Genomic DNA, 12,889 nt, shown 5'->3' with positions numbered 1-12,889 from the left:
GGGAACCGACCGCGTGGCGGGCGCCGCTGTGGACCCAGCACTGGAACAGCTAAGAACCACCGATGGCCGGCACCCCACACGGGTGCCGGCCATCGTCGTACCCGCAGATCTTGCTGTGGCGACGTAGCGCAGTGGCGTTGTCGGCGCGCAGTGATCCGATCGGCGGGCGGCTACGTACCTCCCGGCGGGGACCGGCGGAGGGACAGGGGCATTGGCCGCAGTGGGTGACAGCAGCGAGCAGCACGCAAAACGCCAGACAGGCCGACAACCTGTGCAGACCCCGGCGGCGGCCCGGACGGCTGCGGCGCATCTGCCGGCCGACCACCGCGCGACGAGCCGTCCCGAGCCCGAGGCGGCCAGCCGGGAGCGGGCCACCGCCGCGGGACAGCTGCCCGAGGCCGGGCCGCGACCGCAGCAGGACACCGGGCTGCGACCGCAGCAGGACACCCAGCCGAGACCAGGGCACGACGCGGAGCGGGACGCGACAGTTCCGTCCGGACGGTGGTCGGTCGGTGCCCGTCTCCTGTTGAGCGCCGCTGCCGTCGTGCTGGTTCTCGGTGCCGTGGCTGTCGCGGTCATCGTCAGCGACCCCTACAGCCTCGGCCAGACATACGGTGATACCGGTCCACGGGACACGAGGCAGGATGCCGCCTCCGACCACACGATGACCGCTCCTCTGGCGGGTCGGCAGAAGGCCACCTTCGTGCTCGCCGACGGGTTGACGTCGTTCGACCTGCGGGTGGCCGACCTGGGTGAGGATCTCTACCGGATCAGCGGCCCGGCCGGCTCGGGTGTGGCCGTCCGGCCGGTGTTGCAGGGCGAGACCGTACGGCTCGACGTGGTGGCCACCGGCGCGTCCGACGGACGGGCCGTGCGGGTGTTGCTGAGCGAGCGGGTCGCCTGGCGGCTACGGCTGGAGGGCGGGGTCAGCGAACAGGTGCTGGATCTGGCACGGGCGCGTCTTCTGGGTGTGGATCTCGTCGGCGGCTCCGCTCGCACGGAAATCATTCTGCCGCCGGTGGACCGTGGCGCGGTGACGGTGCGGATGAGTGGCGGAACCAGCCGGTTGACGGTCCGGGTGCCGGGCACACCGCCGGTGCGGGTGCGGGCGGGAGCGGGCGCCGGTTCGGTAGTGGTCCGCGGCGAGCGGTGGAACGGGGTCGCCGCCGGCGCACTGTTGAGTACGCCGGGCTGGGACCGCTCACCCAACCGCATCTTCCTCGATCTGGTGGCGGGCGTCGACACCGTGACGGTGACCGAGGCCCGGTGAACCGCGACGACCAGACTGGGTTGGCGGTCACCCCGAACCGGAAGCGCCGCAGCCGGGGCAGGGCGCGAGCGTACAGTCGGGCGGTGGAGCGTACCGAATCGATGCTGGCGCAGACCCGACCACCTGGCGTGGCCGATGTTGATCCCGGCAGCGTGCTGCTGCCGGGCCACGACGTTCCGTTGGGGCGGTACACGACGGTGCGGCGGTTGCTGCCGCAGCGGCCCCGGCGGATGGTCGGCGCGTGGTGCTTCGTGGACCATTTCGGCCCGGACGACGTGGCGCAGCGGCCCGGCATGGAGGTGCCGCCGCACCCGCACACGGGCCTGCAGACGGTGACCTGGCTGCTCGACGGCGAGATCATCCACCGGGACAGCCTCGGCAACGTGCAGGCGATCCGACCCGGTCAGTTGAATGTCATGACCTCCGGGCACGGCATCGCCCACTCGGAGCGGTCGCCGGCCACGCACCCGCCGGTCATGCACGGTGTGCAGCTCTGGGTGGCGCTGCCGGACCCGGCTCGGGCCGGCGCGGCCGACTTCGCCCATCATGCCGACCTGCCGCGCTGGCGCGACGGCGAGGTCGACGCGACTCTCCTGGTGGGCGAGTTCGCCGGTCAGCGATCACCGGCCGTGGTGCACACCCCGCTGGTGGGCGTGCAGCTCGAGCTGGGCGGTTCGGCGCCGACGACGCTGCCGTTGCGGCCCGATTTCGAGTACGCCCTGCTGGCGATGTCCGGTGCCGCCGAGGCCGCCGGGGTGGGTTTCGAGCCGGGGGCGCTGCTCTATCTGGGCATGGGTCGACGGGAGCTGACCGTGCGGGGCGGGGCGGGGGCGCGGTTGTTGCTGCTGGGCGGTACGCCGTTCGAGGAGCCGTTGGTCATGTGGTGGAACTTTGTGGGCCGCTCGCACGAGGAGGTCGCCACGGCCCGGGAGGACTGGATGGCCGGGCGGCGTTTCGGGGTGGTGGCCGACGACGCGGCGTCACCGCTGCCGGCGCCCGCCCTGCCCACCACCCGGCTCAAGGCCCACGACCGCATCGGCGGCCTGCACGGCTGACCGCGTCGGGCCGACACGGTGCCCGCGTGTGACCGATGGTGGCACGGGTAGTCGCCGGCATGGCCAGCACCTTGATCAACCCCGTGGAGGACCGCAAGCGCCTGGCCCGTCGGCTGGCCGGCAGTGGGCGGGGCTTCGCCGAGCAGTACGGCTTCCGGGTCACCAACAATCCGGCGAGCCTGTTCCAGGTGCTCTGTCTCGCGGTGCTGCTCGCCCGGCGGGGTGACTTCCGTCGGGCGGTGGACGGCGCGCGGGGACTGCGCGACGCGGGCTGGGACAGCGCCGCCCGGCTGGCCCGTTCGCTGCACGGGGACCGGTCGCGGGTGTTGCGCGACAGTGGTCAGCGCGGGAACGTCGACGCGTTGGCCGACGTGTTGGGCGACCTGGCGCGGACCGTCGTCGACCGCTACCGGGGTGACCTGCGCCGCCTGCGCGCCGCCGCGCACCACGATCCGGCGACGAGCGTGCCCTCCTGGCCGACCTGCCCGGCGTGGATTCCGAGGTCGTCGACCTGTTCCTGCGGGAGGCGCAGGCACTGTGGCGGGAGGTGACCCCGGTCGCGGACCGGCAGGCGTTGGTGGCGGCTCGCCGGCTCGGGCTGGGTCGCTCGGCGGATGACCTGGCCGGGTTGGCCGGCGGTGAGTCGGAACGGCTGGCGTGGCTGGTGGGGGCTCTGGCACGGGTCGAGTTGGAGCATCGGTACGCGGAGCTGACCGGCTGACCTGGACGTGCCCTGGCCCACAGTTCATCGAAAACTGACCGTATGGAGGATGTTCTGTCGTATGGTTGTACCCGGCAGTGCTGACCGCTCGGTTCGGGCGGGCATCTACCGCCTGGTGACCGCGACCGGTTCGGACGTGGTTCACCGCCTGGGCAGGTTTGCGTGGCGCCCCCGGTCGCGGTTCGTGGCCAAGGGGGCGCCCGCCTGTCCCGGGGAGCCGCCGCCAGCTCCGGCACCGCCGTCGAGCGCCGGCCCGCTCCGAAGAACTCAGTGCGCCAGGCCCGCCAGCAGGTTCACCGTGACGGCGATGACGAACGCGCCGAACAGGTACGACACCATCGAGTGCCGCAGCACCGTACGGCGCATCTCGTTGCTGGTCAGGTTGGTGTCGGACACCTGGAACGTCGTCCCGACGGTGAACGCCATGTACGCGAAGTCCGAGTACCGGGGCGGTTCGCTCTGGTTGAAGTTCACTCCGCCGTCCGGGCCGGTGTAGTAGATCCGCGCGTAGCGGGCGGCGAACACGGTGTGCACGACCAGCCAGGACAGCACCACGCTGAGGACGCCCAGCCCGCTGTACAGGTCGCGGCGCACTCCGGGTGGCGCGCCGTGCGCGCTGGCCAGGACCAGTCCGACGGCCAGCAGGCTGGCGAGGCAGGCGATCAGCAGCACCACGTCCCGGGTGGGCCGGTTGGGGTCCTCGTGCACGGCGAGTTGGGCGGTGCGGGCGGCGTCCATCGGCCAGAGCTTGCGCCACACCAGCACCAGCCAGCTCAGCGCGGCGGCGTCCCAGCCGGCCAGTGGGGAGAGCGCCGGCGACAGCGTGAGGGCGAACGCGCTACCCGCGACGAGGCCGACCACCGCCACGACGACGAGTTGCGCCCCCGCCGGGGTGTGGCCGTCCGGGGGGCGCGACAGCGGGCCGGTGCCGGTCATCCGCGACGCCGACCCGTTCCGGCGGACCCCACCACCGCCGGGTCAGATGCCGCGCAGATGCTGCGACACCCGGTTGTGCTTCTTGTCCCGGGCCTGCGTGGCGCGTTGCGCGGGGCCCACCTCGGGGGCGGCCTCGATGCCGGCCGACCGGGCGACCTCGGTGCCGTTGGCGTAGTCGACCGGTGGCAGGGCGCGCAGCGCCTTGAGGACGTCCGGCGGGGCGCCCTCGCGTTCGGCCTCGCGGATCACGTCGTCCTTCTCGGCCGGGTAGTCCAGGCTCGACAGGTACTGCAGGACGTCCGCGTAGCTCGCCATGTCCGGGCTCCCTCGGGGCATCGATTGGTCACGACCGGCGGCGGTTACCCGCCCGCCGCCGGGTCACGCCCAGGTCGGTCCAGGAAATCCGGCGTCGTTTCCACCACGTCGCCGCGGGTACCCGCAGGCGCCGCAGACGGAGCCCGAGGGAGTACTCGATGAACTACGACACCTTCGTCGACCAGGTTTCCCAGCGCACCCGCACGTCGTCGGAGCAGGCGGTCGAGCTGACCCGGGCCGTGCTGGGGACGTTCGCCGAACGGCTGACCGGCGGCGAGGTGCTGGACCTGGCCGCGCAGTTGCCGCAGCCGCTGCAACTGGTGCTCAAGCCGAGCCCGAGCACCGAGCAGGCGGACCGGTTCGGCGCGGCCGAGTTCGTGGCCCGTGTGGCGCTGCGCGCCCGGGTGCAGGAACCGGCGGCGCGGGACGCCACCCGGGCGGTGTTCACCACCCTTCGCGAGGCGATCACCGGCGGGGAGTTCGACGACGTGGCGACGCAGTTGCCGCGCGACTACCGGGACCTCGTGGAGCAGGCGATGGCGCCGGGGGCGACGCTGCGCCGCGCCTGACGGCGGGTCGGAACGCGGAGGCGCACAGCGGTTGGCCAGGGCAACCATCGACGTCCGGCTTGGCGTGTCGATTCGGCCTGGCCTAACCTTGTCGTGCGAGGGGAGTACTTCCCACGAACCATTCCGGTCAGTACGGCACGCCCGGCGTGCCTCGGGTGGTTGCCCATCGGGTGATGGGTGAAGGAGACCTCGAACATGACACGGTGTTCGAGGAGACCCCATGACCGAATTGTCCCCCTTGGCCGCGGCGAGCGACCTGACGTCGATCGGTACCCCCACCCTCTGGGCGGTGACGATCGCCGGCGTGCTGCTCCTGCTGGTGCTGGACTTCCTGGTGACGCGCAAGCCGCACGAGGTGTCCATGCGCGAGGCGATCGGCTGGTCCGCGTTCTACATCGCCCTGCCGCTGGTCTTCGGCGGCTGGCTCTGGGCCCGCTACGGCTCCCAGCAGGGCGTGGAATACCTGACCGGTTACCTCGTCGAGAAGTCCCTCTCGGTCGACAACCTCTTCGTCTTCATGCTGCTGCTGGCCGCGTTCGCCGTTCCGGCCGTGCTCGCCCAGCGGGTGCTGCTCTACGGCATCGCCGGCGCCCTTGTGCTGCGGGCGGTCTTCATCGCCCTCGGCGCGGCGGCGTTGCAGACCCTCGACTTCGCGTTCCTGCTCTTCGCGATCATCCTCATCGCCACGGCGGTGAAGCTGCTGCGCGACGCCCTCTCCGGGCACGAGCAGGAAGTCGACATCAACAAGATGCGCTCGGTGAAGCTGCTGCGCAAGGTCATGCCGGTGGTCGACGAATACCACGGCACCCGGATGACCGTCCGGCAGGGCGCGAGGCGGGCACTCACCCCGTTCGCCCTGGTGGTCGTCGCGGTGCTGGCCACCGACATCGCCTTCGCGGTCGACTCGGTGCCGGCGGTCTACGGCATCACCGAGGACCCGTACCTGGTCTTCGCCACCAACGCGTTCGCCCTGCTCGGCCTGCGGGCGCTCTACTTCGTCCTGCACGCGGCACTGAGCCGGCTGGTTCACCTCAGCTACGGCCTGGCGATCATCCTGGCCTTCATCGGGCTCAAGCTCGGCCTGCACTGGGCGCACGGCATCTGGGAGAGCGTTCCGCAGATCCCCACCCTGGCCTCGCTCGGCGTGATCATCGGTGTGCTGGTGGTCGTCACCCTGACCAGCCTGCGTGCCACCCGGGGCGGCACGCCCACCGAGCGCGAGGTCGTCACCGACCGGCGCTGACCGCGCCGCGCCGGGCCGAGAAGGGGGTACGCGGGAAAGCTCCCGCCCCGGCCGACCCGGGTGGTACGACTGTGCAATGGGAATCGTGTCACCGGGCTTCCAGGGTCGGCCCCGATCGCAGGAACCGGCCCTGCCGCCCGGTCAGTACCTGACCGAGGACTTCCCGGTGCTCTCGGCCGGCCCGACACCCCGGGTCTCCCTGGACACCTGGGAGTTCGTCATCGCCGCCGAGAACGGCAGCGAGTACCGGTGGTCGTGGCAGGAGTTGATGGCGCTTCCGCAGGAGACGCCGACAGTCGACATCCACTGCGTCACCCACTGGTCGAAGCTCGGCACCACCTGGACGGGCGTCTCCCTGGACACCCTGCTCGACGGTGTGGACACCGGAGCGCACTTCGCGCTCGCGCACTCCTACGGCGGGTACACGACCAACCTGCCGCTGGACGACCTGCGCGGCGGTCGGGCCTGGGTGGCGCACACCTTCGACGGCGCGCCGCTGCCGGCCGAGCACGGTGGCCCGGCGCGTCTGCTGGTGCCGCACCTGTACTTCTGGAAGTCCGCCAAGTGGGTGCGCGGCATCCGGCTCAAGACGATGGACGAGCCGGGGTTCTGGGAGACCGCCGGCTACCACGACTACGGCGACCCGTGGCGCGAGCAGCGGTACCAGGGTGACTGAGCGGGCCGTGGCGACGGGCACCCCGGCCCGCGCGCCGATCAAGTGGCAGGTGGCTCGGCTGGTGGAGCGCCGGGTGGAGACGCCGTCCGCGCAGACGCTGGTCCTGGAGGTGCCGGACTGGCCGGGGCACCTGCCCGGCCAGCACGTCGATGTGCGGTTGACCGCACCGGACGGTTACCAGGCCGCCCGGTCGTACTCGATCGCCGGACCGGTCGTGGACGGCCCCGGCGGTCCGCGCATCGAGGTGACCGTCCAGCGGGTCCACGACGGCGAGGTGTCCCCGTACCTCATCGACGTCTTCGCCGCCGGCGACCCGGTGGAGATCCGCGGACCGCTCGGTGGCTGGTTCATCTGGCGGCTCGAGCAGACCGACCCGGTGCAGCTCGTGGCCGGCGGCTCCGGGATCGTGCCGTTGATGGCGATGATCCGGGCGCGACGGGAGGTCGGCAGCAAGGTGCCGTTCCGGCTGATCTACTCGGTGCGGACGCCGCAGGACGTGATCTACGCCGACGAGCTGCGCCGCCGGGGCCGCGACGACTTCGGCCTGGACGTGGCGTACGTCTACACCCGCGAGGCCCCCGACGGGTGGCGCGGCGAGCCGCACCGGGTCGGCCTGGCCGACGTCAACACCCACGGCTGGCCGCCGGATCTGCAACCGCTCACGTACGTCTGCGGTCCGACCGGGTTCGTGGAGGCCGTGGCCGACCTGCTGGTGGGGCTGGGCCATGCGTCACGACGGATCAGGACCGAACGCTTCGGCCCCACCGGCTGAGCCCGTCCGCCGCTTACCGTCTCGTCGAGGAGATCCGATGACCAACATGTCCTACCTGGACGGCAACATGCTCGACGGCCCGCTGCGCGAGCTGTTCGCCGTCGACCTGAGCACCGCGACGGGCCGCTGCGAGAACTGCGGGATGACCGGCTCGATGGCCAGCCTGCACGTCTACTCGCACGCCCCTGGCCTGGTCGCCCGCTGCCCGTCCTGCGAGTCGGTGATGGTGCGGCTGGTGCGCGGGCCGGACCGGGCCTGGCTGGACATGCGCGGCGTCACCTACCTCCAGGTCCCGATGCCGATGGAGCAGGCACTTCCCGAGCCGCTCTGACGGGGCGATCCAGCACGCGCGAAAGTGGATAAATGCTGGATTTTGCATAGTCTTCAATTTATCGATGTCTTCTTGCTCGGTTTCACGGCATCGGGTCGGATGTCCGGCAACTGTTAAGACAGTTGACTATTCATCCACCCCGTACCGAGGAGACCCCCATGCGCTATCGACGCGTACTCCTGGCGGCGGTCATCGCGGTCGCCGCCGGCGCGGTGACGGTCACCCCGCCCCCGAGCGCCCAGGCTGCCCCCGCCACCTTCACCCACCCCGGCGTCCTGGTCAGCCGCCCACAACTCGACTTCGTCAAGGCCAGGGTGCAGGCCGGCGAGCAGCCGTGGCGCAACGCCTACAACCAGATGATGGGCAGCCGGTACGCCTCGCTGTCCCGGGTCCCCGCACCGCGCGCGACCGTCGAATGCGGCCAGACCTCCAACCCGAACTACGGCTGCACCGACGAGCGTGAGGACGCCATCGCCGCGTACACCGACGCGCTGGCCTGGTACATCACCGGCAACTCGGCGTACGCGCAGAAGTCGATAGCCCTGATGGACGCCTGGTCCGCGACCATCCAGCGGCACACCAACGACAACGCCCCGTTGCAGACCGGCTGGGCCGGATCGGTGTGGCCGCGCGCCGCCGAGATCATCCGCTACACGTACGGCAACTGGCCCAACCAAACCCGGTTCGCGACCATGCTGCGCACCGTCTACCTGCCCGTCGTCATCGCCGGTGACTCCCGCACCAGCAACTGGGACCTGACCCTCGCCGAGGCGGCCATCGGCATCTCGATCTTCCTCGAGGACCGCACGTCGTACGACCGCGCGCTCGCCCGGTTCCGGGCCGCGGCCGCCGCCTCCATCTACATCGCGGCGGACGGGGTCCGACCCCTCTACCCGCCGGCCACCAGCGTCGACACGCCCGCCGAACTCGTCTCCCGGTGGCACGGCCAGGCCACCTACACCGACGGTCACGCGCAGGAGACCTGCCGCGACTGGGTCCACACCGGCTACAGCATCTCCGCCATCTCGCACGTCGCCGAGACCACCCGCATCCAGGGTGGCGACCTCTACCCGGGGCTTCAGGACCGGCTGCGCCACGCGCTCGGCTTCCACACCAAGTTCGAGAACGGCACCGCCGTCCCGTCGAGCGTGTGCGGCGGCTCGGTGGACCTCGGCCTCGGCCCGATCACGGAGGTCGGCTTCAACGCGCTGCACAACCGAATGGGCATCGGGATGGCGAGCACGCAGAGCTACACCGAGCGCAAGCGTCCCCAGGGCACGAACAATCTCTTCGTGGCCTGGGAGACCCTGACCCACGCGAACAACCCGGCGTAGGCCCACGCCGATCGTGCGCGTCCGGCCTCGGCACGGGTGTAATGCCCCTCGTGTCGGGGCCGGGAGCGCAGGCGGCAGACTCGCCGGATGGGCACCGGTCGGTGGCGCGACGTTCCGCTGCGGGCTCGGCTGGTCGTGTCGGCGGCCGTGCTGGTCTTCGCGTACGGCGGCGTCGTGCACGTACTCCAGCTGCTCGTCCCCGGTCTCCGACCGCAGCTCGCCCTGCCCGGCTGGCTGGCGGTCTACTTCGCGTCCCTGACCCTGTGGGATCCGTTGGCGGCGCTGCTGCTGGCGGCTCGCCGTCCGGCGGGGCTCGCGCTGGGCTGCGTCGTGCTGGTGACAGACGCCGCCGCCAATGGGTACGCCAACTACGTGCTCGACCCCACCGGTGGCGTCACCCCGGGCCGGATCAGGCAGGCCGTCATCACCGCCCTCGCCGTCGCGCTCGTCGCGTTCACCCCGTGGCTGGCCCGCTGGTTCAGTCCGACACGATGAGCGGGCGTTGCAGGTGGGGGAGGGGTCGCCGCGGTACGGGGGTTCGCGGCGGCCCCCCGTTCGGTTCCGCCCGTCGGTCGGCCGGGCCGGGCGGTTCCGCTACGTGACAGTCTGCTGACCGGGCCGCTACTGTCGGAAGGTGTGCGAGTCCCACCAGCGCCGATGTACGTGTCAGACGCCCCCGGTGTGCAGAGGTGTGCAGTGGATCGTTTGCCCATGCTGGAGCTGTTCGCCGGCGAGCTGCGTCGGCTGCGGACGGTCGCCGGTCTGTCCCAGGAGGCGCTGAGCGAACGGATCAACTACTCGGCGTCGCTCGTCGCGGCTGTCGAGCAGTGCCGGCGTCCGCCCCGGCTGGAGTTCACCGAGGTCGGCGGCCACGGGTGCACCTGCACCTCGTACCTCGCAGTGTGGGCGCCTATTCCGGCCTGAACGGGGCCTTCGTGATCGCCACGCCGGCCGACGGTGAGGACGTGGCCTACCTGGACAATCCTCTACAGGGGACGGTGGTCGAGCGCACCGCCGACGTACTATCGCTGCGGCAGTCGTGGGAATCGGTACGGGCCGAGGCGTTGTCGCACCGGCAGACCCTCGACGTGATCACGGAGGCGGCAGCGGCATGGACCTGACCGGCGCGATCTGGCGCAAGAGCACCCGCAGCAGCGGCAACTCCGGCGACTGCGTGGAGGTCGCGGGCAACCTGCCGGGCCTGGTGGGCGTCCGTGACAGCAAGGACCCGACCGGTCCGGCGCTGGTCGTCACCCCGGCCGCCTGGCGGGCCTTCGTCACCTTCGCCACGCGTCACTGATCCCTGCGGCCACGTCCATCAGCTCGGCCGGCTTGGCCGGCTTGGCCGGCTTGGCCGGCTTGGCCGGCTACGTGATCGACTCCGTTTCGCCGAGGTGGGGGTGTCCGAGCGCCCGGGACACCCCGACATCGGCGATGTCGAGTGGATCATCCCCGCGTCGTCCGTCGTCGATTAATCGGGTGCGCGTGGCCTGGGCCGCTCCTAGGCTTCCGGTCCCCGGGCCGACTGGGCCCCGACCTCCCCGGATCGGAGTTGAGCGCGATGATGGCCAGTGATCTGTTCGCGGTGTGTTTCGGTGCCAACGACCCTCTCGTCGTCGCGCGGTTCTGGTCCGAGATCCTCGGTCGGGATCTGGTCGACGATCCCCGCGACGGCACGCTGGTGCTGCCCGACGACAAGACCGGCTTCCGGCTGCGCTTTCCCGCGATCCCCGAGCCGAAGGTTCTGCAGAACCGGGGGCACATCGAGCTGACCAGCGAGTCGCTGGGGCACCAGCAGCAGACGATCGCCCGCGCCCTGAAGTTGGGCGCGCGGCACGTCGACGTCGGCCAGCTCCCGGAGGAGAGCCACGTGGTGCTCGCCGATCCCGAGGGTAACGAGTTCTGCGTCCTCGGCCCGGGTAACAGGTTCCTCGCCGGCTGTGGGTTCCTCGGTGACGTCTCCTGCGACGGATCGCAGGCCGTCGGCTACTTCTGGAGCGAAGCGCTTGGCTGGCCGCTCGTCTGGGACCAGGACGAGGAGACCGCCATCCAGTCGCCCCTGGGCGGCCCGAAGATCACCTGGGGTGGCCCGCCCCTGATGCCCCGGGGCGACCGGGACCGCGTGACGCTCGACCTCGCGGTCGGCGGCGACGGCGACCGGCAGGCGGAGGTCGACCGTCTGCTCGCCCTCGGCGCCACGCTGGTCGACACCGACCAGGAGGGCGCCGTGGTGCTGGCCGACCCCGACGGCACCCACTTCCGGCTCCTGACGCCCCGCTAGAACGGCCGTGTTCCCTGGACGGGCGCGACCTCCAGCGTGCGCTCGGGCTGGCCCGTCCGGGCGGATGTGCTGAGGAGCGGTATTCCTCAGAGGAATATTTATGCCTCTGAGGAATACCGCTCACCACCTCATCCGCCTCGACCGAGGTGACCGACGGTGGCCGCCGCGGGCGCAGGCCGTCCGACGGGCGGGCCGGCTGGACAACTGTCGCGCCGGTCGGCCAAAGTGGTCCGCCGTGAGATACCTGCGCAGTGGTGGTCCCGCCGCGATCCGTCGACCCCGGCCGACCGACGTCGACGAGTTCGTGGCGGCCGTGCGACGGAGTCGGGACCTGCACCATCCGTGGTTGGTCGCGCCGGACACCGCCGAGGAGTACGACCGCTATCTCGCCCGGATCCGCCGCCGGGACAGCGCCGGCTACCTGATCTGCGACCGGGCCACCGGAGCGATCGCCGGCTACGTGAACATCAGCGGCATCGTGCTCGGCGCGCTGCGCGGGGGCTATCTGGGGTACGCGGCGTTCGAGCCGTACAGCGGCACCGGGCACGCCTCGGCGGGCATCGCCCTGGCGATCGACCACGCGTTCACCAGCGTCGGCCTGCACCGGTTGGAGGCCAACATCCAGCCGGGCAACGAGCCGTCCCGGCGGGTCGCCCGCAAGCTCGGCTTCCGCCTGGAGGGCTTCTCCCCGGACTACCTGTTCATCGACGGCGCGTGGCGCGACCACGAACGCTGGGCCATAACAGCCCCCACCCCCACCCCCACCCCACCGTCGGTGTGATCAAGAGGTTCGCGTCATGCGCATCGGCGTGTCACGACGCGAACCTCTTGATCAACAGGGTGGAACGGGTGGGGTGCTACGTCACTGGAAAGTGCAACCCGGGTTGGGCGCATCGACCGACAGCGGCGCGCCGGTCGGCAGGACGTAGAGAACCTCCAGCACCACTGGAACCTTGCCGCGGTTGATGCCGATGTGCACGTGATCCGCGCCGGCCGGCTCCTTGATGAAGCTTCCGCGAGGGTAGACGCCATCAGACGCGCAGGTCGAGTCGAAGTGGCTCAACGTGCCCTGCTTGACCCAGCCGAAAAGTTCACCCTTGTGCCAGTGCCATCCGGTGGCCTGACCGGCCGGGATGGTGATCTCACGCAGGATGTAGTCGGTGTCACCGATCGTGGTCTGCGTGATGATAGTGCCCACCACACCCGAGCCCGCTGGCGTCGCCTGGGCCGGGCTGCTCACCGTGAGCGTGGCGCCGACGAGCATGGCGGCGGCCGCCGCAGCTCCGGCCATCGTCCGCCGTGGGGAGGAGTACTTCGACAACATGCTTCCTTTCGGTTGTACGTGACTCGATCGCAGTCTACGAACCCGTAGGGAGCAAACACTGG

The 12,889-nt window shown here is 71.0% G+C and carries 17 protein-coding genes and 1 pseudogene; 15 read left to right on the top strand and 3 right to left on the bottom strand.

The genetic code is table 11. The annotated features are described in order from the left end of the window. The first annotated feature begins 271 nt into the window (after window positions 1-271). From ABZV06_RS28110 to ABZV06_RS28100, 3 genes and pseudogenes are all read left to right on the top strand, one after another. Window positions 272-1,270 (top strand): hypothetical protein, encoded by a 999-nt coding sequence (locus ABZV06_RS28110; protein WP_355625224.1) that lies wholly within the window; start codon window positions 272-274, stop codon window positions 1,268-1,270. Between the two features lie 83 nt (window positions 1,271-1,353). Continuing rightward, complete coding sequence (locus tag ABZV06_RS28105) at window positions 1,354-2,325, top strand: pirin family protein (protein ID WP_355625222.1); 972 nt, start codon at window positions 1,354-1,356, stop codon at window positions 2,323-2,325. A gap of 59 nt (window positions 2,326-2,384) precedes the next feature. Then, window positions 2,385-3,046: pseudogene (locus ABZV06_RS28100) on the top strand (hypothetical protein). Window positions 3,047-3,313: 267 nt separating this feature from the next. Here the strand turns inward: ABZV06_RS28100 and ABZV06_RS28095 are convergent. Continuing rightward, on the bottom strand, window positions 3,314-3,982 hold the full coding sequence (locus ABZV06_RS28095) for a DUF1345 domain-containing protein (protein WP_355233201.1): 669 nt from the start codon (window positions 3,980-3,982) through the stop codon (window positions 3,314-3,316). 42 nt (window positions 3,983-4,024) lie between these two features. Continuing rightward, window positions 4,025-4,297 carry a DUF2795 domain-containing protein gene (locus ABZV06_RS28090; protein WP_355233202.1) on the bottom strand — a complete coding sequence of 91 codons (273 nt, stop codon included), beginning with the start codon at window positions 4,295-4,297 and terminating at the stop codon, window positions 4,025-4,027. A 158-nt stretch (window positions 4,298-4,455) separates the two neighbouring features. Between ABZV06_RS28090 and ABZV06_RS28085 the strand changes: the two genes are divergently transcribed. From ABZV06_RS28085 to ABZV06_RS28030, 12 genes are all read left to right on the top strand, one after another. Next, window positions 4,456-4,866, top strand: coding sequence for a DUF2267 domain-containing protein (locus ABZV06_RS28085; protein ID WP_355625220.1), 411 nt, complete (start codon window positions 4,456-4,458; stop codon window positions 4,864-4,866). Window positions 4,867-5,086: 220 nt separating this feature from the next. Next, complete coding sequence (locus tag ABZV06_RS28080) at window positions 5,087-6,109, top strand: TerC/Alx family metal homeostasis membrane protein (protein ID WP_355625218.1); 1,023 nt, start codon at window positions 5,087-5,089, stop codon at window positions 6,107-6,109. Between the two features lie 76 nt (window positions 6,110-6,185). Next, window positions 6,186-6,785, top strand: coding sequence for a sulfite oxidase-like oxidoreductase (locus tag ABZV06_RS28075; protein ID WP_355233205.1), 600 nt, complete (start codon window positions 6,186-6,188; stop codon window positions 6,783-6,785). Between the two features lie 7 nt (window positions 6,786-6,792). Next, window positions 6,793-7,557, top strand: coding sequence for a ferredoxin reductase (locus ABZV06_RS28070; protein WP_355625228.1), 765 nt, complete (start codon window positions 6,793-6,795; stop codon window positions 7,555-7,557). A gap of 37 nt (window positions 7,558-7,594) precedes the next feature. After that, complete coding sequence (locus ABZV06_RS28065) at window positions 7,595-7,888, top strand: DUF6510 family protein (RefSeq protein ID WP_355233206.1); 294 nt, start codon at window positions 7,595-7,597, stop codon at window positions 7,886-7,888. Window positions 7,889-8,046: 158 nt separating this feature from the next. Beyond that, window positions 8,047-9,222, top strand: coding sequence for an alginate lyase family protein (locus tag ABZV06_RS28060; protein ID WP_355625216.1), 1,176 nt, complete (start codon window positions 8,047-8,049; stop codon window positions 9,220-9,222). Window positions 9,223-9,309: 87 nt separating this feature from the next. Next, a complete protein-coding gene (locus ABZV06_RS28055) occupies window positions 9,310-9,717 on the top strand; it encodes a hypothetical protein (protein WP_355625214.1) in 408 nt (135 codons plus the stop codon). A gap of 201 nt (window positions 9,718-9,918) precedes the next feature. Next, entirely contained in the window at window positions 9,919-10,146 is a 228-nt protein-coding gene (locus ABZV06_RS28050; protein ID WP_355625212.1) for a helix-turn-helix transcriptional regulator, read from the top strand. Then, complete coding sequence (locus ABZV06_RS28045; protein ID WP_355625210.1) at window positions 10,050-10,343, top strand: Scr1 family TA system antitoxin-like transcriptional regulator; 294 nt, start codon at window positions 10,050-10,052, stop codon at window positions 10,341-10,343. The genes ABZV06_RS28050 and ABZV06_RS28045 overlap by 97 nt, the downstream gene beginning before the upstream one ends. Further along, window positions 10,334-10,522, top strand: coding sequence for a DUF397 domain-containing protein (locus ABZV06_RS28040; protein WP_355625208.1), 189 nt, complete (start codon window positions 10,334-10,336; stop codon window positions 10,520-10,522). Before ABZV06_RS28045 ends, ABZV06_RS28040 begins: the two co-directional genes overlap by 10 nt. A 264-nt stretch (window positions 10,523-10,786) precedes the next feature. Further along, window positions 10,787-11,503: a VOC family protein gene (locus ABZV06_RS28035; protein ID WP_355625226.1), complete on the top strand. Its 717-nt coding sequence runs from the start codon at window positions 10,787-10,789 to the stop codon at window positions 11,501-11,503. A 235-nt stretch (window positions 11,504-11,738) separates the two neighbouring features. Continuing rightward, window positions 11,739-12,284 (top strand): GNAT family protein, encoded by a 546-nt coding sequence (locus ABZV06_RS28030; RefSeq protein ID WP_355625206.1) that lies wholly within the window; start codon window positions 11,739-11,741, stop codon window positions 12,282-12,284. An 81-nt stretch (window positions 12,285-12,365) separates the two neighbouring features. On the opposite strand, the gene ABZV06_RS28025 is transcribed toward ABZV06_RS28030, so the two are convergent. Beyond that, the gene (locus ABZV06_RS28025; protein WP_355625204.1) at window positions 12,366-12,794 is read right to left on the bottom strand and encodes a cupin domain-containing protein; all 429 of its coding nucleotides are present in this window, start codon (window positions 12,792-12,794) and stop codon (window positions 12,366-12,368) included. Between the last annotated feature and the right edge of the window lie 95 nt (window positions 12,795-12,889).

It is taken from the genome of Micromonospora sp. NPDC005172, from assembly GCF_040608555.1.
In the GTDB taxonomy this organism is placed as follows: Bacteria; Actinomycetota; Actinomycetes; order Mycobacteriales; family Micromonosporaceae; genus Micromonospora.
This window is presented reverse-complemented; position numbering and strand designations above follow the sequence as displayed.

What these genes read in the sequence shown, in the direction of transcription:
- ABZV06_RS28060 (WP_355625216.1), top strand. Translation starts at nt 8,047, where the DNA reads ATGCGCTATCGACGCGTACTCCTGGCGGCGGTCATCGCGGTCGCCGCC.
- ABZV06_RS28025 (WP_355625204.1), bottom strand. Translation starts at nt 12,794, where the DNA reads ATGGCCGGAGCTGCGGCGGCCGCCGCCATGCTCGTCGGCGCCACGCTC.
- ABZV06_RS28085 (WP_355625220.1), top strand. Translation starts at nt 4,456, where the DNA reads ATGAACTACGACACCTTCGTCGACCAGGTTTCCCAGCGCACCCGCACG.
- ABZV06_RS28055 (WP_355625214.1), top strand. Translation starts at nt 9,310, where the DNA reads ATGGGCACCGGTCGGTGGCGCGACGTTCCGCTGCGGGCTCGGCTGGTC.
- ABZV06_RS28095 (WP_355233201.1), bottom strand. Translation starts at nt 3,982, where the DNA reads ATGACCGGCACCGGCCCGCTGTCGCGCCCCCCGGACGGCCACACCCCG.
- ABZV06_RS28090 (WP_355233202.1), bottom strand. Translation starts at nt 4,297, where the DNA reads ATGGCGAGCTACGCGGACGTCCTGCAGTACCTGTCGAGCCTGGACTAC.
- ABZV06_RS28035 (WP_355625226.1), top strand. Translation starts at nt 10,787, where the DNA reads ATGGCCAGTGATCTGTTCGCGGTGTGTTTCGGTGCCAACGACCCTCTC.
- ABZV06_RS28075 (WP_355233205.1), top strand. Translation starts at nt 6,186, where the DNA reads ATGGGAATCGTGTCACCGGGCTTCCAGGGTCGGCCCCGATCGCAGGAA.
- ABZV06_RS28040 (WP_355625208.1), top strand. Translation starts at nt 10,334, where the DNA reads ATGGACCTGACCGGCGCGATCTGGCGCAAGAGCACCCGCAGCAGCGGC.
- ABZV06_RS28080 (WP_355625218.1), top strand. Translation starts at nt 5,087, where the DNA reads ATGACCGAATTGTCCCCCTTGGCCGCGGCGAGCGACCTGACGTCGATC.
- ABZV06_RS28065 (WP_355233206.1), top strand. Translation starts at nt 7,595, where the DNA reads ATGACCAACATGTCCTACCTGGACGGCAACATGCTCGACGGCCCGCTG.